This is a genomic window from Lysobacter sp. Root690, assembly GCF_001427785.1.
In the GTDB taxonomy this organism is placed as follows: Bacteria; Pseudomonadota; Gammaproteobacteria; order Xanthomonadales; family Xanthomonadaceae; genus Lysobacter.
In genome coordinates, this window is sequence record NZ_LMHM01000016.1 from 206,900 (window position 1) to 225,328 (window position 18,429).

Sequence of the window (18,429 nt, forward strand, 5' to 3'; positions counted from 1 at the left end):
CCTTCTCCCACATGGCGGGAGAAGGGGGCTTTGCCAAGGGTTCTTTTATGGCCCACGGGTTATGCTGAGCCCATCCTCCCGGAGCCGCCGATGACCGCGACGCCACGCATCGCCTTCCTCGCCAGTCATACCGACGAAGCGCAACGCGCCTTGACCGCGCTGATCACCCAGCACGAACAGCACGAACCCAACGACGCCGACGTACTGGTCGCGCTCGGCGGCGACGGCTTCATGCTGCAGACCCTGCACCGCCACGGCGCGCTCGGCAAACCGGTGTACGGCATGAAGCTGGGCACGGTCGGTTTCCTGATGAACCAATACGCCGACGGCGCCGGCGATTTGTTCGAACGCCTCGCCGCGGCCGAACCTGCGGTACTGCGTCCGCTGGAAATGGTCGCCCAGACCGAGTCGGGCGCGACCTTCGGCTCGCTGGCCTACAACGAGGTCTCGTTGCTGCGCCAGACCCGTCAGGCCGCGCATGTGCGCATCGACCTCAACGGCCAGACCCGGCTCGACGAACTGATCTGCGACGGCGTGCTGGTCGCGACCGCGGCCGGCAGCACCGCCTACAACTTCTCCGCGCACGGACCGATCCTGCCGTTGGGTTCGGCGGTAATCGCCTTGACCCCGATCGCCGCGTTCCGCCCACGGCGCTGGCGCGGCGCCTTGCTCAAGGCCGACACCGAAGTGCGCTTTCGCGTGCTCGATCCCTACAAGCGCCCGGTCAGCGCCACCGCCGACTCGCACGAAGTCCGCGACGTGGTCGAAGTCATGATCCGCGAATCGCGCGACCGCACGGTCACCTTGCTGTTCGATCCGGAGCACAACCTGGAAGAGCGGATGCTGATCGAGCAGTTCACCAGCGGTTGATGCCTCGATGAGCGGATACGAAGTCCTGATCGCCGCCGACCACGCCGAACGGGTTCTGGCCGGGTTGCCGGAGTTGGGCTGGCGCCTGACCGACGCCGCCGGGCGGATCAGCGGCATCGACGGCGAGGGCGACGTGCAGGTGCTGGCCTCGGCCGATCAGGCGCGGCCATTTCTCGACGACGGTGGCCTGTTGATCTGGCACGACGGGCAGGGCGGGCAGACCCTGGGCGTCGCGTTCTACTGGCGCCAGCCGGGCTCGCTCAAACTGCAGCTCGATGGACTGGACGCGGCGCAGCGCAAGCTGCTGCTCGCCGGGCTGGAGCGTCTGTTGGCCGCGGACGGTTCGGCGGCCGATTGAGGCATTACCGCACGAGTCGGCGATGGGCGGAGCACTGAATGCCCTGGCGCCTGACTTAAGAACTTACATTAAGTTTGTAAGTCTATAAAATTCAGTAAATTACGCTTCACATGTGAAGTCGTTTAACTGATCGGCTCGCAGGCGCGAAGATAGAGCAACCTCAACCCCGTGCCCGCATCCGCCGCGCGATTTCGCTGATCCCGGCGATGCACAGGGTCAGCACCACGGTCGACAGCAACTGGGTCCGCGAGCCCTCGGTGACCAGGGCCAGCACGAACACCATGCCGAGAATGGCCAGGCCCAGCCAGGTCACGTACGGGAACGCCCACATCTTGAACGGCAGTTCGATTCCGGCGCGGTCGGCGCGGCGGCGCAGGATCAACTGCGCGACCAGCGACAAGGTCCACACCAGCAAACAGGTCGAACCGACCACGTTGAGCAGCGCCGGCAGCACCTTGTCCGGGTACAGCAGCTCCAGGCCGGTGGCGATGAAGCCGAACGCGACGCTCGCCAGCACCGCGATGACGGGTACCCGGTTAGCGGTCAGGCGCGCGAGCCAGCGCGGCGCTTCGCCGCGTTCGGCCAGCGAATAGATCATCCGCGAGGCGCCGTACAGATTGGCGTTGAGCGCCGACAGCAGGGCGACCACCGCGACCAAGGTGATGGCCGTGCCCGCCCCTGGAATCCGCGCCGCATCGAGCACCGCAGCGAACGGCGATTTCAGCGCCTCGCTGGTCCACGGCACCACCGCGATGATCACCGCCAGCGAGCCGATGTAGAACACCAGGATGCGCCAGGCGACGGTGCGGATCGCCTGGGTGATGCTGCGCTCGGGGTCCTGGGTTTCGGCCGCGGCGACCGCGACGATCTCGGTGCCGCCGAACGCGAACACCACCAGCAGCAGGGCCGCGCCGATGCCGCCCCAGCCCTTGGGCGCGAAACCGCCGTGCTCGGTGAAATTGCCCAGGCCCGGCGAGGGCACGTCGGGCAGCAGGCCCAGCAGCAGCGCCGCGCCGATCGCGATGAAGGCCAAGATCGCCACGACCTTGAGGATCGCGAACCAGAATTCGAACTCGCCGAAATGGCGCACGCCGAGCAGGTTGATCGCGGTGAACACGCTCATGAACACCAGCGAGGCCGCCGCCACCGACAACGACGGCCACACCGTCGCCAACAGGCCGGCGGCGCCGACCGATTCGGCCGCGATCACGATCACGAGCTGCGCCCACCACAGCCAACCGAGGGTGGCGCCGGCGGTCGGTCCCATCGCATCGGCGGCGTAGACCGAGAACGCGCCGCTGGTGGGCCGCAGCGCAGCCATTTCGCCGAGCGCGCGCATCACGATGATGACCAGTACGCCTGCGATCAGATACGACAGCAGCACCGCCGGACCGGCGGTCTGCACGCCCAGGCCCGAGCCGAGGAACAAGCCGGCGCCGATCGCGCTGCCCAGGCCCATCATCACCAGCTGGCGCGATTTCAGGGCGTGGCCGAGTTTCGAGGCGTCGGCGGCGGGTGCGGCGGGGCTGGGCGACATGGGCGGTTCCGGGCCGGGAGGCGGTGCGGAACCATAGCAGGACCTAGAAACGAGTGGAGAGGAGTGAGGAATGAGTAACGGCGGCTCCTGCTCGTTCCTCACTCTTCTCCACTGACTCCTGCCATTACCGGCTCGCGCGATTCCGGGCATGGCCGAGTTTGAGAGTCCCCGGAAGACGGAGTGCCAGCGGGCTCTCACTCGTTCCTCACTCCTCTCCACTCACTCCTGTTCTAATAGCCGCATGCCCGACCGTGATGCCGACCCCCTGATCGTCGCGATCTCCTCGCGAACCCTGTTCGACATGGAAGAGAGCCATTCGCTGTTCGAACGCGAGGGCATCGACGCCTATGCCGATTTCCAGCGCGAGCACGAGGACGATGTGCTGCGCCCGGGCATCGCCTTCCCGCTGGTGCGTAAGCTGCTCGCGCTCAACGCGGGCGCGCCGCCCGAGGCGCCGCGGGTCGAAGTGATCCTGATCTCGCGCAACTCGGCCGACAGCGGCCTGCGCATCTTCAATTCGATCGCCCATCACGGCCTGTCGATCAAGCGCGCGGCCTTCAGCAACGGCGCGCCGCCTTTTCCCTACATCCGCCCGTTCGGCGCCGACCTGTTCCTGTCGGCCAACGCCGAGGACGTCAGCGCCGCATTGGCCGCTGGCGTCGCCGCGGCGACCTTGTTGCCGGCGATTCCGCCGTCGCGGCTGGCGCCGCATCTGCGTCCGGACCAGTTGCGCATCGCCTTCGACGGCGACGCGGTGATCTTCGACGACGAAGGCGAGCGGGTTTCGCGCGAGGGCGGCCTGGCCGCATTCGCCGAACACGAACGCAGCCACGCCGGCGAACCGCTGTCGGGCGGGCCGTTCCGCGGCTTCCTGGATGCCCTGCATCGCCTGCAGAAGGCGTTCCCGGTCGGCCAGGACGCGCCGATCCGCACCGCGCTGGTCACCGCGCGCTCGGTGCCGGCGCACGAGCGGGTGATTCGTACCTTGCGCGAGTGGGGCATCCGCCTTGACGAAGCGCTGTTCCTCGGCGGGCGTTCCAAGGGCCCGTTCCTGGAAGCGTTCGGCGCCGACATCTTCTTCGACGATTCCGAGCACAACATCCTGTCGGCGCGCGATCACGTCGCGGCGGGGCATGTGCCGCACGGGGTTGCGAATCGTTGAGGGCGGGTTTGTCTGGGCATGATTGACGACGATTGACGACGATTGACGGCGGTCGCGCCCGGTGCCCGGCGTTGAGCGGTGTGGGCGGATGGGTGTGGGCGATGAACGATCGAGTTCGAGGCAAACCCACCAGATCGGTTTTCCCCCCTTTGGAAAAGGGGGGCAGGGGGGATTCGCTTTTGCTTTGTTGCTCTAAGCCAGAGCAACCGCAACAACAAAACCAAAAGCGAATCCCCCGCGTCCGCTGCGCGGTCGCCGCCCCCTTTTGCAAAGGGGGCAAAAGCGGGTTGTCGCGACATGCCGCGCGGTGATTGCGTTCGCGGTAATCGAGTTGTCGCGGTCGCGGCTTGCGCCGCTCCTACAGGTAGATACGAAACCTTGATCGCGCCCTGTAGGAGCGNNNNGCGACCGCGACACCTCGCTTGCCGGCGCAATCGACACGACCGACACAACCGACGCAAGGCGCGCCGTTCGCCACGCAATCGGCGCACCCGCATCAACAACGCATCCCACAGCCGTCGCGCGATAACACGGCAGATCCCGCAACCGTCGGGGCGCAAAAACATAAGCGGGCGTTTCCAGCCACCACCACCGGCCCAAAGAAAACGGCAGGCCGTTTCCGACCCGCCGTTATGCATTCGAGAAACCGCCGAGCGCGCTCAATCCATCGCGTCGGTCAATATCCGCATCGCCTCGATCGGTACGAGCCCGGACGAAGCGATCGCGATCCGATCAGTTCCAGGACTTCTTGCCGATCATCTCGTCGCGGCAGGTGCCGGCCTTGCACTCGCGGGCGCGGTCGCGCAGGTACTCGGTGCGCTCGCGGTTGACCCGGTAGTTGCAGTCGACGTTGATGCTGCCCGAGGACTCACAGGTGGCGTCGCGGTACTTGATCCAGTCCAGCTGGGTCGCCTTGAGCTTCTGATTGGCGGCTTCCTTGGCCACCGCGCGCAGATCTTTGTAGGCGGTGTTGAGCTCCTTGTCCGACTCCAGGAACAGCTTGGCGAAGCAGTAGGTCTTGTCGTAGCTGGTGCGGTACTTGTCGCACTCGCCCTGGGCGTTGGCGGCGAAAGAGGCGAGGCCGAGCAGGCCGAGCGCCGCGGCGCAGAAGATGGTTTTCATGGCGTTCCTGTCCAAAGGGGTACTGAGGTGGCGATCGATACGGGACTAGCCTGTCCCAGCCCGCCGCGGATAACCGAAGCGGGCCCGCGCGAAGTATGCACGCTGTCGCAATACGCAGGCCAGCGCGAGCGGGATCGGGACCACGCTCGGTGCGACGCTCGGGCCCTCGGCGTCTTCGCGAGCGACCGTCGGACCGCTTCGCCGGGACTCAGGGCAGCAGCTTGTCCATCGGCAAACGCACGTCGGTAACCTGCCAGCTCAGGCCCTTGCGGGTCAGCACGAACACCACCGGATCGCCGTCGGCGTTGTTGACCGTGGCGGTGAAGCGCGATGGCGACTCGTAGCGGTAACTCAGGTCCTTGAGCGGCTCGGCCGGCGCCACCGGTTCGTAGGCGTCGCGGCGGGCGGCGCTGCCGTCGAAGCGCTTGAACACCTTGCGGCCTTCGAGCACCGCGCCGATGCCCATCGGCGTGGCGATCGCATCGACCGCGGTGCCGGCCAGGCCGCTGGCCACGCTCAGGCCCAGCGCGCCGAACAGGCTGGACTGCACCTGCGGACCGGCGCGGCGGACGATGTAGTCCTCGACCTGGGCCTTCAGGCTGAGCCGGATCGCGGCGAAGTCGACGTGCTTGGACAGCTCGCCGGTGTTGCCTTCCTTGACCGCGGTGCGGATCGCATGGACGGTAAGGAACGGGCCCGCGGCGACATAGCCGAGCAGCAGGGCCAGGACGAGGACGAACAGGGCGATCCATTTCTTCATCGAAGGCAGTCCGGGTTGCGGATGGCCAGAGTAGCGCTGCTGGGGTTACCTGGGCTTAAGCGCAGAGGACGAGCCGCCCCTTGTTTGCATAGAAGCCGTACTCGAGTCCTTCTCCCGCTTGCGGGAGAAGGTGCCCGAAGGGCGGATGAGGGCTGCGCGAATGCTTGAGGCTTGGCAGGTAATTTCGCGTGCCCTCACCCCAACCCCTCTCCCGCAAAGCCGGAGAGGGGCTTTGTTGAATCACCGCGCGATCCGCGCCACCCGCTGACGACGCTCGACCGGTGCCAACCGGCTCTGGTCGTTGAGTTCGACATCGCGCAGCTCGTACGGCGCGCCATAACCCTTGGCCAGTTGCGCGCGATCGAAGGCGAGTTCGATCCGACCCGCGCCGCCATCCAGCCAGCGTGCGCTGTGCGCGATCGCGACCGGACGCAGTGCGCGGCCGGGCCCGGTGGCGTACAAGGTGCCGCGCACTTCGTAACGGCCCGGCGAAGCCGCGCGCAATGGCAGATCGAAACTAAGCTTGGCCGCGTCGAAACGATAGCCGCCATCGAGCTTGGCGGTCGGCTGCGCCACCGCGATCGCGGTGCGCGCGTCGCGCTGGATTTCGCCGTCGCCGGCGAACACCTGCACTTCCCACAGGCCCGGCGGCTGCTCGCCGGCATCGCTCGGCAAGCTCACCGCCGCGCGCAACCGACCGTCGTCGCCGGCCTTCAGGTTCAACGGCCAGCTGCGGCCCGACGGCGCAACCAGCAAGGCGCCACCCTGGGCCTTGAGCCGGGTATCGCCGCGCTGCAGATCGACCACCACTTCGCGGCTGGTGCCGGCGAGGCCATGGTCGTGACTCAGCGCCGCGAGCAGGCGCACCTCGCTGCGCGGTTCGAACACATGCACCACGTAGCGGCCGCGCGCCTGCGCGACCTGCACCGCGTAATGCCCGGCGCCGGCCTCGTCGGCGAGCTGCACCGCGGCGGTGCCTTCGCCGACCGCCAGCCCGGCGGACTGCAACTGCGCCGCGTCGGTGCGCTTGGCCGCGCGGACAGCGCGTCCGGCGCGGCTGATCCGCACCGAATCGGCCGACACCTTGGCCGCGCCGGTGACCGGGCTGACCCGGATCAACGCGCCCGGCGCGCTGGTGGCGATATCGAGCCCGCGTTGCAGCGCGGCGCCGTCGGTTTCCTGCCAGTACTCGCGGCTTTCGATCACCGCCGGTTTCGCGTCGCTGGTCAGCGCGGCGTTGGGATCGAGCGCCCAGGAAAACTGCACCGGCGCGCGTTCGGCCGCGCTCTTTGGCGCGGCCAGCACCGCCAGACGTTGCGGCACTTGATCGGAGGTCGTCGCCGGCAACATCGGCGCATCGGCTGCATGTGCGTTCGACAGCGCGGCGAGCAGGGCGAGAGTCAAAAGGGTTCGCATGGTCGTCGGCCTCATGGGGTCATGTCGCTGCGCAGGATGGTGTTGAGGTTGAAGCAGGCGCGCCGGCTCTGGTTGTGGCTGAGCGGTTCGGCGCCGGCGGTGCGCTGCTTGTCCTGGAACCACACGCTGCCCGCGGCCGACTGGCTGGAGCAGTTGAGGAAGCCGTCGGAACAACTGTTCAACCAGTTCTGGGTGGTTTCCAGGCCGACGTTCTCGGGATAACCGCCGCAGTAGCTGTCGCTGTCGAACGGCGACGAATCCACGTCGGTGCCGACCACGCTGCGGAAGGTCTTCGGCAACGCGGGACGACCGGCGGTGCCGTACAGATTGTTGGCGTTGTAGGTCGCCATCCAGCTGACCTGCTGCATCTTCACCGCGTCGGACTTGTAGCCCAGCAGCCAGCCCACCGCCTGTTCGAAGCCGTTGCCGTTCATCGCCGCATCGGCCAGCGGCGTGCCGGCCGAGGACGGCGCGATCGCGTTGACCCGCACGATCTTGCTGATGATGTTCGGATAGCGGCTGTCGTAAGTCGGATTCGACATGATCCAGCGCATCACGTTGCCGCCGTTGGAATGGGTGATCACGATCAGCTGGGTGATGCCCTTGGCGCTGATGAAACTGGTCAGTTGCTGGGCGAGACAGCCGGCGGCGCGGCTGTCCCACATGTACTGCTCGAAATCGCAGTTGATGACGACGAAGTTGGACGGATTGGCCAGGCCGCCGCGCACGCTGTCGACCATCGCCGGCTGCCAGTAATCCTGATACGCGTTGCTCTGATTGCCGGTGCCGTGAACGAAGGCGACGCCGGTGGCGGCGGCGTTCGCGGCCAGCGGCGCGGCGAGCAACGACGCGGCCGCCAGCATCGCCGCGGCCAAGGGCCGCCGCGCGATTGAAAACTTATCCATGAATCCTCCCCGATTGCCGAGAACGTCCTGCGCCGGCGTCGTGCCCGCATGCCCCCGGTCGTTGGCCGCGGCGTCCCTGCGCGGCGGTCGATCGAGCATACGTAGCCGAATGTTGCTGTCATGCGGCAATGCGCCATGCAATCGAAGCAAAGCGTGACCGCGGGTCGATCGCGAAACGACGGTGCGCACAGTTGCGAAAAACGCCAGCGCAAGTGGGCGCCGGGGATCATCGCAACACGCCAGGTCAGCGCGGTCGCCGACTAGGCGAGTGCGGCGTGATTCGTCCGACGGCTTTGCTGCGCAGGCGCGGTGTAGAAGCCGCATGCAGCGATGCGGAAACCGTTTGGACGATCAGGCGGGTCAGCTTTCGCTGTAGAGCGATGCCTATCTCAGGCAGGCACCGGCCGTGCAAATCGCTGCGTGGCCAGATGCACGCACAACGCGATCAACGCACAAGCCGCACCGGCCACGAACGCCGCGGTGCCACCGCCGTGTTGCCAGGCGAAGGCCGCCATGCCGGCGCCGAGTACGCCGCCGATACCGCCGCTGAAGCCGTACAGCATGCCTTGCGCGGAGGCCATGTCACGGCGCGCCGGGAACAGCTCGGCCATGCGTCGCATGCAGCCGGCGTGGAACGCGGCGAAGCTCAGCGCATGTCCGGTCTGCGCCAACGCCATCCAGGCGAAGGAATCGGCGAAGAAGGCCACCAGCGTCCAGCGCAACGCGGTCGCGATCAGGCACGCCGCCATTAGCTTGTGCGCGCCGAAGCGCTGCACCAGTCGCGGCGCCTGCCAGAACATCGCGATCTCGCAGATCACCCCGATCGCCCACAGCAGCCCGACCGCGAAACCGTCGTGGCCGTGCGCCTGCAGTTGCAAGGTGTAGAACACATAGAACGGGCCGAAACCCAGTTGCATCAGCAGCGCGGTGCATAGCAGGCGGCGCGTGCCGGGGCGTCGCCACAGGCGTTCGCGGGCCACGCCCGGATCGATCGCGGGCGCAGGCGGATCGGCGCGGTGCAGCCACGCGGCCGCGGCGGTCAAAGCCAGCCACGGCAAAGTGAGCCAGATGAAGGCATCGTTGCCGAGCCGGTCGAGCAGCCAGCCGTAGCTCGCCGCGACCAGCAGAAAACCGACCGATCCCCACATGCGGATCTTGCCGTAGTCGTGATTGCGCGTGCCCAGTGCGTTCAAGGTCATCGCCTCGAACTGCGGCATCACCGCGTTGAAGAACAGCGCGAACACGCCCATGACCACGAACAGCATCAGGCCGTGGTCGAAGCGGGTGAACGCGGCGAACACCGCCAGTGCCAAGGCGCAACCGGCGACCAGCCAGTGCCCCGGCGCGGGACTGCGCGCGACCTGCCGCGCCCAGGTCGGCGGCGCCAGGATGCGGCCGCCGTACCACAGCGCCAGCATCGCTCCGACCGCATAACCGCCGTGGCCGTTGGCGCTGACCCAGCGGCCGATGTAGGGGGTGTAGGCGCCCAGCGCGCCGTAGTAGCCGAGGTAGAACAGCGCGTAGCGGCGGAATTCGGCGGGAGACAAGCGCGGCTCGCGGCGGTGTGGGGCGGAGCGGTCACGATACCGGAAGCTTGGGGTTTGTCGGGGCGATCTGCGGAGCGTTTGCGTAGGTTTATCGCTGGTGTAGCGGGTAAAAGCCAAGCAACTGCAAAAGCAAAAGCGAATCCCCCGCGCTGTGGAACGCTTCAGCTTCGTGCTCGCGCCGGGCGTTTGCCCCCTTTTACAAAGTGGGCGATGGGATTCGCGTGCGATTGCATGACTCAGTGATTCGCTCGGCCGTGCAGGGTCATGATTTTTGCTGTTCCCCCCTTTGGAAAAGGGGGGCAGGGGGGATTCGCTTTTAGCCCCGGAACCCAATCGTCAACAGTGCCCCGCGAACCCCATCCCGCGTCCCGGCAACCGCCCCGACACCGCACTGCTAGCATCGACCTCGCCGGCAACCCAGCCGGCATCCACAGCAAGGAGCTGAGAAATGCGAAGCAAGAAGCTGCTGTTCGGCCTGGGACTGGCCTTGATCGCGATCGTCACCACCGCTTCGGCCAACATCGTCCGGGTCGAGATCGGCGAACGTCATACCTATTACCGCAACGGCACTGAAGTGGGCTGGGCGCAGCGCGATTGCGACGGCTTTTTCAACAGCGAAGGCGAGTTCGGCGACTCGGTCCACGTGACCTATCTCAACTGCCCGTAGTCGCGAGCGGTGCGACGAATCGGCGGCGGAGAGCACCCGCCGCCGATTCGCATCGGGCCTGAGAGATCGACCGTTTGCGGCTCTTCGCGAAGGTCGTGCGCCGCGATCGCGGATGGAACCCGACTTCAGAACTCCAGATCCAACGCGGCGCACAAGTAGTCGGTAAACGGCGCCAGCCCGGCCAGATCCTTCTCCAGCGTCTTGAGCAACCGCGGCCCAGTCATGGTGTCGTCGTCGATCGATCGTAACGCCACGAAATTCTTGCGCCGCAGATCCTCGGCGAATTCGAACTCGGCCGGGAAACCGCGCGGCGCGCGGGTCAGCATCTCGCTGTCGTCGAGGTCGTAGCGCTTGCGGAACTTGGGATCGTGCGCGGCCGCCTTCCAGCTGCCCGGGTTGTCGAGCACGAAGTGACGGATCTTGCGCAGCGAATCGGGCTCGGGATGCCACACGCCCGAGGCGATGAAGCATTCGCCGCCCTGCAGGTGGATGTAGAACGACGGCGCTTCGACCTGACGCTTGCGCTCATGGAACAGGCGCGCGCCTTGCCAACTCTTGTACGGCGCCTTGTCGTTGGCGAAACGGGTGTCGCGATGGATACGGAACAGCGAACCGCCGACGTTCTTGGGCTCGCTGCGGTAATGCGGGCTGATCTCGGCCAGCGCCGGCTGCAGATCGGTCAGCAGGCGCAGGAACGGGCCACGCACATGGCTCTCGTAGGCGGCCTTGTGCTCGTGAAACCATTCGCGATTGTTGTTGCGCGCCAGCGAACGCAGGAACTTGAAGCTGGCATCGGAGAAGTATCGGCTCATGCGGCAGTCTCGAAAGCTCGGAGCGAAAGGTGGGGCGAACGATGCGGCGCGGCGTCCAGGTCATTGACCTGTGTCGCGACGGGCCCGGGGCGGATTCGTTCGATCCCCACAAAATAGCGATGGATACGCAAAATCCAAGAGACGCCGAGCCGAATCGCGGCTTTGCGCCCCCGTCCGCAGACGGCGCGGTTCACCCTGAAGCGTTCAGATCGCGCTCGATCGCGCCTGCCCAATCCTCAAGCCGATCGAGCAGGGCCTGCTTGGCTCCGTCTTCGCCGACCATCGCGCGGGCTTGCTGCAGCTCGATCGCGAAGCGTTCGAAGTTGAACTCCGACAGACCCGAGTCGTCGACCAGGCGATGACGACGATAGGCGTCCCAACGCTCGCGCTCGGCCGCGCTGAGGGTATGCGGCCAGTTGCGCGCGCGGTAGCGGAACAGCAGTTCGGGCAGGCGCGTGTCGCGGAATTCGAACGCGGCCTTGGCCAGCGCTTCGGGCGCGGTGGTGCGCACGTTGCGGAACAGGCGCTTATCGCCGTCGCCGATGAAGGCGTCGTACAGCGAGGCGTCGACGTCCGAGGGATCGCGCGCTCGATCGTTCGCATACACCCGGCGGACCTTTTCGACCAGTTCCGGCCCGGCCTCGCGGATCTGCGCGGCATGGCGTCCGACCTGGGCCGGATCGATCTGCAGGCGTTCGAAATCGGCCGGTCGCAGATGATTCCACGCGATCAGCGCCGGGCAACGATTCAGATGCACTTCCTTGAGCGCGATGCGTTCCTCGCCTTCGGGCAGGTCGGCGGTCGGCGTGTACAGGCGGTCGGCGATTTCGTCGGGCGCCAGGCGCAGCAGCGCGGCCGGATCCTGGGCCAGATCGAACACCAGCACGCGATTGTCGATGCGCGGATGCCGAGCGAGCGGAATCACCGGCGCGGCGCACATCCGCGCGGCGGGATAACGCTGCGACACGTGCAGGGCCGGGGTCATCGCGATCACGTCGAGCAGCGAGCCGGCGAAGCGCTTGTCGCGCAGACGCAGCGCGTATTCCCACAACTTGGGCTGGGCGGCCTTGAATTTGCGCGCGATGCCGATCAGCGCGCGCACGTCCGACAGCGCCTCGTGAGCGTCGCCTTCGCGCACGCCGTTGGCCTCGGCCAGGTGTTCGAGCTTGAACGAAGTCGCGCCGTCCTCGCGTTTGGGCCAGACGACGCCGTCGGGTCGCAGCGCATGCGCCAGCCGCAGCACGTCGAGCAGGTCCCAACGCGAATTGCCGCCGCGCCACTCGCGTTCGTACGGGTCGTAGAAATTGCGGAACAACCCGTAGCGCACGAACTCGTCGTCGAAGCGCAGCGAGTTGTAGCCGGCGCTGCAAGTCTCCGGTCGCGCCATTTCGTCGAAGATCAGCGCGAAGATCTCGGCTTCGCTGACGCCGTCGCGCAGCGCGTCCTGCGGCGCGATCCCGGTGATGACGGTGGCGATCGGCGAGGGCAGCAGGTCGTCGGCGGGTTTGACGAACACGCTGATCGGCGTGTCGATCTGGTTGAGATCGGCGTCGGTGCGGATCGCCGCGAACTGGGCGATGCGGGTGGTGCGCGGATCGGAGCCGTAGGTCTCCAGATCGTAGAACAGGAAGCTGGCGGGCATGGTCAGTCGGCGCTCATTCGTCCGTGGGCAGGGGCGACAGACGTTCGCGCACCAGCGCGTCGACGTGGTCCCAGTCGAGCGTGTCCAGGCGTTCGTGGCCGGCGGTCAGTTCGACCAGCAACTCGCGCTGGCGCTGGCCGCGTTCGAACGCGACCTCGTACGGCATGCGGTGAAAGGTCACCATCGCGTAACGCGGCATGAAGCGTTCGGGGTGGCGCTGGGCGAGTTCGTGCTCCAGTGCGCGCTGCAGCAGGTAGTCGTCGTTGTCGACGCGGTCGCGCATTTCCAGATAGTTTTCCAGCGCCATCGCCTGGATAGCGCGGGTACTGGGCAGGCGTTGTTGCTGGAATGCGGCGAATGCATCGGCGCGGTCGTTGCCGGCGAGCAAATGCTCGGCCAGGGCAATGCAGTCCTCGAACGCGCAGTTCATGCCCTGGCCGTGGAACGGCACCATCGCGTGCGCGGCGTCACCGAGCAGCACCGCGCGATCGTCCAGATGCCAGCGGTCCAGGTACAAGGTCGCCAGCAGACCGGCCGGGTTGTGTTCGAAATCGTGTTCCAGGTTCGGAATCAACGGCAGCGCATCGGCGAAGTCGCGTTCGAACAAGGCGCGCGCGTCGGCGCCGTCGCGGACGGTCTGGAAACTCGGATCGCCTTCGTTGGGCAGGAACAAGGTGACGGTGAAGGTGCGTTCGTCGTTCGGCAGCGCGATGCACATATAACGGCCGCGCGGCCAGATATGCAGCGCATTGGGTTCGATGCTGAAACCGCCGTCGGGCGAGGGCGGGATTTCCAGTTCCTTGTAGGAATGGCCAAGGAACTCGGTGCGCTCGCCCAGATCGGTCGCCTGCTTCATCGCTCCACGCAGCGCCGAGCCCGCGCCGTCGGCGCCGACCAGGCTGTCGAAGACGATTTCGTGTGTGCCGCCATCGCGATCGTCGACGAAGCGGGCGATGCGCTGGTCGAAATCGACCTCGCTCAGGCCGCGATGGAAATGCAGCCTGGCCCCGGCGTCTTCGGCGATCTGCAGCAGGATCAGGTTCAACTCGCCGCGATGCACCGACCAGATGACCTCGCTGTCGTCGCGGCCGTAGCGCTGCAGATCGGTGCGTCCGTCGAGAAAATGCACCATGCGCCCGCGCATCATCACCGCCTGCGCCATCACCGCCTCGTCCGCGCCGGCCAGACGCAGTGCGTGGCGGCCGCGCTCGGCCAGGGCGAGGTTGATCGAACGCCCGCCCTGATAGCCCTGCAGGCGCGGATCGCCGCGTTTCTCGTACACGTCGACCTGCCAGCCGCGCCGCGCGAGCAGGGTGGCGAGCAGGGCGCCGGCCAGGCCCGCGCCGATGAGGGTGATGTGCTTGGGGTGGGTGGGTGCGTTCAAGGAATGGAGTCTCTGGTCGCGACTATAAACTTACTGCAAGAAATCATGGGCTGAGCGGCAACGAAGCCCCCGAAATCGTCATTCCCGCGAAGGCGGGAATCCAGAGACTTCAGCGTATCGCCACGATGTCGTTCCACAAGTCCCGTCATTCCGGATTGGTCTGCTCGATCAGCCGAATCTTCCATTCGCGATTCCATTTCTTCAGGCGTTTCTCGCGCAGGATCGCGCTTTCCATGGTTTCGTGCATTTCGTACCACACTAGCCGGTCCACGTCGTAACGATCGGTGAAGCCCGCCGTCAAGTGTTCCCGATGTTGCCACACTCGTTGAATCAAGTCGGAGGTGACGCCGGTGTACAAGGTGCCGCGTTTGGCGCTGGCGAGCAGGTAAACGGCGGGCGATCTCGACACATCGGCCTCACTCTGGATTCCCGCCTTCGCGGGAATGACGACCTGAAAGTAATGCGTCTCTCCAGTTTTCAACACTCCCGCCTTGGCGGGAATGACGGTTTGGAGTTACGTGGTTGTCGGATGTTCTATATTCATGGAGGTGACATTGTTGAGGATCACGCGGCCCGCCAACCCTCAACCGCCGCCACAAACCTCGACACATCCCCATGCGTGTTATAGAGCGGTGCAGGCGAAATCCGGATTACATCCGGTTCGCGCCAATCGCCCAGCACGCCGTTGCGCGCCAAGTAATCGAACAGATCGCGCCCCGCCGCGCGGCCGCTGAGACCACGACCGCCGATCACCCGCAACGACAGCTGGCAACCGCGCTGGCCCGGATCGGCCGGGGTCACGATGTCCAAGGTATCGGCCAGACGCGCGCGGATCAGCGTTTCCAGGTAACCGGTCAGGCGCAGGGATTTTTCGCGCAGGGCGCGCATGCCGACGCGGTCGAACAGGTCCAACGAGGCGCGCAGCGGCGCCAAGCCGAGGATCGGCGGGTTGCTCAGTTGCCAGCCTTCCGCGCCTGGGGTCGGCACGAATTGCGGCCCCATGCGGAACCGGGTCGTCGCTTCGTGCCCCCACCAGCCGGCGAAACGCGGCAGCTCGCTGCGTGCGTGACGGTCGTGAACAAAGCAGCCGGCGACCGCGCCGGGGCCGGAGTTCAGATATTTGTAATGGCACCAGACCGCGAAATCGACGCCGCTGTCGTGCAGGCCCAGTTCCAGATTGCCCACGCCATGCGCCAGATCGAACCCGCACACCGCGCCCTGCGCATGCGCCAGCCGCACGATTGCGTCGAGGTCGAAGGCCTGACCGCTGCGGTACTGCACGCCGGGCCACAGCACCAGGGCCAGGCGCGGGCCGTATTCGGCGATCGCGCGCTCGATGCTCGCCATCGAGATCAACCCGCCAGGTTCATCGGGCTCGATCTCGATCAGATCGGTGTCGGGATCGAAGCCATGGAAGGCGATCTGCGACGCCACCGCATAACGATCGGACGGAAACGAACCGGCCTCAATCAGGATCGCCGGCCGTTCGCGGGTGGGGCGGTAGAAGCTGACCATCATCAAATGCAGATTCGCGGTCAGCGAGTTCATCGCGATCACTTCGCTCGGCAGCGCGCCGACCAGCCGCGCCAGCGGTTCGCGCACGAGTTCGTGGTACGGCATCCACTGCGCCTGGCCGGTGAAATGGCCTTCGACCGCTTCCATCGCCCACTTGTCCAGCACTTCCTCGACATGCGCGCGTGCGCCGCGCGGTTGCAGGCCGAGCGAGTTGCCGACGAAGTACGCCTGCTCTTCATCTGCGTGGCGTGGGATCAGGAACTCCGCGCGCAGCGTCGGCAAGGGATCGGCCGCATCGAGGGCGGCGGCGTGAGCGGGTGAGTGCAATTCGGTCATGAGTGAGTAGCTTCGCTGCGTGGGCGGGCGTGGCGCGATGGGCGCGGGGACGGGCGGGCGAGGTCGAGGCAGGCGAGTGTGATCAAAGCAAAGCTCCGAACGGCGCCGCGTGGCGTTCGTAGCGGCGTAGCAACGCGGTGATCCAGGCCGAGTCGATGCCGAGCCGGTCGGATTCGAATATCAGCCCGGCGTCGTCGGACAGGTATGCGGCCAATTCGTCGTGCTCACTGACCCGCAACGCCCGCGCGAACGCGGTCTGACGCACTTGCCTGGACTGCGCGTCGATCGTTTCGACGGACTGGGGCGAGAGGTCGAGCTTGCGCGCTTGGACCAAGGCATCGGCGGCGGCCCAGTCCGAATCGAAGGGTGGCTGGTCGCGCCAATCGAGATACTGGGCGATGAGGTCTTCATCGTCATCTTGGTCGCGCTGGCGCAGGTGCCACGCCGTGGACTCGATCGCGGCGAGCAAGCTATCGGTATCGATCATGAGCGGGCGGCGCGACCGGACGCGCCTAGTCGAACCGTGCTTTCGACAAGCCGAGCCATTCCAGCGCGGTGCCGTGATACAGCCGCGCCTGATCGACCTCGCCTAACTGCAACGAAGCGATGCCGGCGCCGGGCGATTGTTCGCCGAGCGGGAACGGATAGTCGGTGCCGAGCATCACCCGCGACACGCCGCAGGTGTCGAGCAGGTATTGCAGCGCGCGCGGGTCGGCGACCCACGAATCGAAATACAACTGCGACAGATAATCGCGCGGATTGCGCGGGTTGTCGGTGGCGACCAGATCGGGTCGCATGTTGAAGCCGTGTTCGATCCGGCCGATGGTGTAAGGGAAGCTGCCGCCGCCGTGGGCCAGGCAGATCTTCAACTTCGGCAGGCGTTCGAGCACGCCGCCGAACACCAGGCAGCAGGCCGCGCGCGATTGCTCGGCGGGCATGCCGACCAGCCACGGCAGCCAGTACTTGGGCATGCTCGGCGTCCCCATCATGTCCCAGGGATGGACCAGGATCGCCGCGCCGAGATCGGCGGCGGCTTCGAAGAATTCGAACAACTCCGGCGCGTCGAGATTCCAGTCGTTGACGTGGCTGCCGATCTGACATCCCTGCAGACCCAGCTGATCCATGCAGCGTTCGAGTTCCTGCACGGCCAGACGCGGCGACTGCAGCGGCACCGTGCCGATGCCGGCGTAATGGCGCGGATGCTCGCGACAGGTCGCGGCCATGTGGTCGTTGAGCGATTGATGCAGGTCCAGCGCCTGATTGGCCTTGGCCCAGTAACTGAACATCACCGGCACGGTGCTGATCACCTGCACCTGCACGCCGAAACGCGCGTAATCGTCGACGCGTTCCTGCGGGTCCCAGGTCTTCGACCAGATCTCGCGGAAGAACTTGCCGTCCTTGTAGATGCGATGACGGCCGTCGTCGGTGTGATGGATCACCGGAAAGCGGTCGTCGCCGTACTTGCGCGCCAGGTCGGGCCAGTCGCGCGGCAGGTAATGGGCGTGGGTGTCGATCTTGAGCACTGACATAGCTCTATGGTTGCTGCGAATTAGCGGAGTTTTCTAGCAGATAGTTAACGAAAGCGGAGCAAACAACCAGCATGAACTTTGCCTCACTGAATGTTGAATTGGATTGTTCGGTTAGTGCATGTCGTATGCCATTTGCATCGGACGTGTATCCATACAAAGCCTTAAGCCCTTTCTCAAACGACGGATGAATTGGATGCTGCTTGGATAATTTGCTTAGTGCAGCACCAAGCGTTGCCGAAGCGTCGCCCGTTAGATACTTGACTGCAGACTCGACGGCACTAATTGATTCTTTGATGGAGTTCCGATAGTCCGGGGATGGCTTCTTACTTAACAGGTCGAGTGAATGCTGAATGTGTACTTGAGCACTGCATCCTGGCACGTTCTGTAACAATGCAGTCTCTATTGCACGAACTTCTGAGACGCTTGTAACTGGAGTGACTCGCTCCCCAACTATTTGATATCCGGCAATCTCTCGCTCAAGAACCTTATTGCAATACTTGATAAAATCGCCTTTGTTTTTTTCAAGTGTCGGAATGACGAATTCAATCAAGTCATAGACTTTGAACCACTTACTTGTAAAGAAGTGCTCGCGGATAGAGGCTATGGCGTCGCGTGTGCGGAATGGAATCGTATCTGCGGGGATTAGGAAAAAATCGATCCATAAGGAGCGAAAGAATCTATTGAGGCCGGATCTAGATGTCTGGGAATTAATGCCGTCGTAGCTGTAGATATCCCAAACGAAAATCTGTAACGCATTCCAAAGGGAATTTCTTAGTGGGTCATCCATAGACTCAAATTGAATGCCTGTCCTGATCGTTGACTGACCGTTGCGTTCAGAAAATCGCATACCTTGCCGTCTCCTTCTGG

At 65.3% G+C, this 18,429-nt stretch carries 18 protein-coding genes; 4 read left to right on the plus strand and 14 right to left on the minus strand.

From position 1 onward, the window contains the following. Positions 1-90 precede the first annotated feature (90 nt). The gene (locus ASD86_RS18565) at positions 91-870 is read left to right on the plus strand and encodes an NAD kinase (protein ID WP_056114004.1); all 780 of its coding nucleotides are present in this window, start codon (positions 91-93) and stop codon (positions 868-870) included. A gap of 7 nt (positions 871-877) precedes the next feature. Next, the gene (locus tag ASD86_RS18570) at positions 878-1,228 is read left to right on the plus strand and encodes a hypothetical protein (protein WP_056114007.1); all 351 of its coding nucleotides are present in this window, start codon (positions 878-880) and stop codon (positions 1,226-1,228) included. A gap of 160 nt (positions 1,229-1,388) precedes the next feature. On the opposite strand, the gene ASD86_RS18575 is transcribed toward ASD86_RS18570, so the two are convergent. Then, the gene (locus ASD86_RS18575) at positions 1,389-2,765 is read right to left on the minus strand and encodes an amino acid permease (RefSeq protein ID WP_056114010.1); all 1,377 of its coding nucleotides are present in this window, start codon (positions 2,763-2,765) and stop codon (positions 1,389-1,391) included. A 241-nt stretch (positions 2,766-3,006) separates the two neighbouring features. Here ASD86_RS18575 and ASD86_RS18580 point away from each other — a divergent pair, with 241 nt between their 5' ends. Beyond that, positions 3,007-3,927 (plus strand): 5'-nucleotidase, encoded by a 921-nt coding sequence (locus ASD86_RS18580; protein WP_056114013.1) that lies wholly within the window; start codon positions 3,007-3,009, stop codon positions 3,925-3,927. A gap of 732 nt (positions 3,928-4,659) precedes the next feature. On the opposite strand, the gene ASD86_RS18585 is transcribed toward ASD86_RS18580, so the two are convergent. The 5 genes from ASD86_RS18585 to ASD86_RS18605 form a co-directional block, all read right to left on the minus strand. Beyond that, entirely contained in the window at positions 4,660-5,049 is a 390-nt protein-coding gene (locus ASD86_RS18585; RefSeq protein WP_036104107.1) for a lysozyme inhibitor LprI family protein, read from the minus strand. 208 nt (positions 5,050-5,257) lie between these two features. Then, positions 5,258-5,809, minus strand: coding sequence for a DUF2939 domain-containing protein (locus tag ASD86_RS18590; RefSeq protein ID WP_056114016.1), 552 nt, complete (start codon positions 5,807-5,809; stop codon positions 5,258-5,260). A 240-nt stretch (positions 5,810-6,049) separates the two neighbouring features. Then, positions 6,050-7,225: a DUF4785 domain-containing protein gene (locus ASD86_RS18595; protein WP_056114020.1), complete on the minus strand. Its 1,176-nt coding sequence runs from the start codon at positions 7,223-7,225 to the stop codon at positions 6,050-6,052. An 11-nt stretch (positions 7,226-7,236) separates the two neighbouring features. After that, a complete protein-coding gene (locus ASD86_RS18600) occupies positions 7,237-8,088 on the minus strand; it encodes a hypothetical protein (protein WP_157476933.1) in 852 nt (283 codons plus the stop codon). Between the two features lie 431 nt (positions 8,089-8,519). Then, positions 8,520-9,677: an MFS transporter gene (locus tag ASD86_RS18605; protein ID WP_056114025.1), complete on the minus strand. Its 1,158-nt coding sequence runs from the start codon at positions 9,675-9,677 to the stop codon at positions 8,520-8,522. A 448-nt stretch (positions 9,678-10,125) separates the two neighbouring features. Here ASD86_RS18605 and ASD86_RS18610 point away from each other — a divergent pair, with 448 nt between their 5' ends. Next, the gene (locus ASD86_RS18610) at positions 10,126-10,344 is read left to right on the plus strand and encodes a hypothetical protein (RefSeq protein ID WP_056114028.1); all 219 of its coding nucleotides are present in this window, start codon (positions 10,126-10,128) and stop codon (positions 10,342-10,344) included. A gap of 125 nt (positions 10,345-10,469) precedes the next feature. On the opposite strand, the gene ASD86_RS18615 is transcribed toward ASD86_RS18610, so the two are convergent. From ASD86_RS18615 to ASD86_RS26935, 8 genes are all read right to left on the minus strand, one after another. Then, complete coding sequence (locus tag ASD86_RS18615) at positions 10,470-11,156, minus strand: DUF2461 domain-containing protein (protein WP_056114031.1); 687 nt, start codon at positions 11,154-11,156, stop codon at positions 10,470-10,472. Between the two features lie 190 nt (positions 11,157-11,346). Then, positions 11,347-12,798 carry an exodeoxyribonuclease I gene (gene sbcB, locus ASD86_RS18620; RefSeq protein WP_056114034.1) on the minus strand — a complete coding sequence of 484 codons (1,452 nt, stop codon included), beginning with the start codon at positions 12,796-12,798 and terminating at the stop codon, positions 11,347-11,349. A gap of 13 nt (positions 12,799-12,811) precedes the next feature. Beyond that, complete coding sequence (locus ASD86_RS18625; protein WP_056114037.1) at positions 12,812-14,182, minus strand: NAD(P)/FAD-dependent oxidoreductase; 1,371 nt, start codon at positions 14,180-14,182, stop codon at positions 12,812-12,814. A 145-nt stretch (positions 14,183-14,327) separates the two neighbouring features. Then, positions 14,328-14,663 carry a GIY-YIG nuclease family protein gene (locus ASD86_RS18630; protein ID WP_343123611.1) on the minus strand — a complete coding sequence of 112 codons (336 nt, stop codon included), beginning with the start codon at positions 14,661-14,663 and terminating at the stop codon, positions 14,328-14,330. 83 nt (positions 14,664-14,746) lie between these two features. Continuing rightward, positions 14,747-16,033 carry a kynureninase gene (gene kynU, locus ASD86_RS18635; RefSeq protein WP_056114044.1) on the minus strand — a complete coding sequence of 429 codons (1,287 nt, stop codon included), beginning with the start codon at positions 16,031-16,033 and terminating at the stop codon, positions 14,747-14,749. Positions 16,034-16,115: 82 nt separating this feature from the next. Further along, positions 16,116-16,502 carry a hypothetical protein gene (locus ASD86_RS18640; RefSeq protein ID WP_157476836.1) on the minus strand — a complete coding sequence of 129 codons (387 nt, stop codon included), beginning with the start codon at positions 16,500-16,502 and terminating at the stop codon, positions 16,116-16,118. 43 nt (positions 16,503-16,545) lie between these two features. Then, positions 16,546-17,562, minus strand: coding sequence for an amidohydrolase family protein (locus ASD86_RS18645; RefSeq protein WP_056114048.1), 1,017 nt, complete (start codon positions 17,560-17,562; stop codon positions 16,546-16,548). 4 nt (positions 17,563-17,566) lie between these two features. Further along, a complete protein-coding gene (locus ASD86_RS26935; RefSeq protein WP_157476838.1) occupies positions 17,567-18,409 on the minus strand; it encodes a hypothetical protein in 843 nt (280 codons plus the stop codon). Positions 18,410-18,429: the final 20 nt, after the last annotated feature.

What these genes read in the sequence shown, in the direction of transcription:
- ASD86_RS18615 (WP_056114031.1), bottom strand. Translation starts at nt 11,156, where the DNA reads ATGAGCCGATACTTCTCCGATGCCAGCTTCAAGTTCCTGCGTTCGCTG.
- ASD86_RS18580 (WP_056114013.1), top strand. Translation starts at nt 3,007, where the DNA reads ATGCCCGACCGTGATGCCGACCCCCTGATCGTCGCGATCTCCTCGCGA.
- ASD86_RS18570 (WP_056114007.1), top strand. Translation starts at nt 878, where the DNA reads ATGAGCGGATACGAAGTCCTGATCGCCGCCGACCACGCCGAACGGGTT.
- ASD86_RS18590 (WP_056114016.1), bottom strand. Translation starts at nt 5,809, where the DNA reads ATGAAGAAATGGATCGCCCTGTTCGTCCTCGTCCTGGCCCTGCTGCTC.
- ASD86_RS18595 (WP_056114020.1), bottom strand. Translation starts at nt 7,225, where the DNA reads ATGCGAACCCTTTTGACTCTCGCCCTGCTCGCCGCGCTGTCGAACGCA.
- ASD86_RS18585 (WP_036104107.1), bottom strand. Translation starts at nt 5,049, where the DNA reads ATGAAAACCATCTTCTGCGCCGCGGCGCTCGGCCTGCTCGGCCTCGCC.
- sbcB (WP_056114034.1), bottom strand. Translation starts at nt 12,798, where the DNA reads ATGCCCGCCAGCTTCCTGTTCTACGATCTGGAGACCTACGGCTCCGAT.
- ASD86_RS18645 (WP_056114048.1), bottom strand. Translation starts at nt 17,562, where the DNA reads ATGTCAGTGCTCAAGATCGACACCCACGCCCATTACCTGCCGCGCGAC.
- ASD86_RS18565 (WP_056114004.1), top strand. Translation starts at nt 91, where the DNA reads ATGACCGCGACGCCACGCATCGCCTTCCTCGCCAGTCATACCGACGAA.
- ASD86_RS18610 (WP_056114028.1), top strand. Translation starts at nt 10,126, where the DNA reads ATGCGAAGCAAGAAGCTGCTGTTCGGCCTGGGACTGGCCTTGATCGCG.
- kynU (WP_056114044.1), bottom strand. Translation starts at nt 16,033, where the DNA reads ATGACCGAATTGCACTCACCCGCTCACGCCGCCGCCCTCGATGCGGCC.
- ASD86_RS18600 (WP_157476933.1), bottom strand. Translation starts at nt 8,088, where the DNA reads ATGCTGGCGGCCGCGTCGTTGCTCGCCGCGCCGCTGGCCGCGAACGCC.
- ASD86_RS26935 (WP_157476838.1), bottom strand. Translation starts at nt 18,409, where the DNA reads ATGCGATTTTCTGAACGCAACGGTCAGTCAACGATCAGGACAGGCATT.
- ASD86_RS18575 (WP_056114010.1), bottom strand. Translation starts at nt 2,765, where the DNA reads ATGTCGCCCAGCCCCGCCGCACCCGCCGCCGACGCCTCGAAACTCGGC.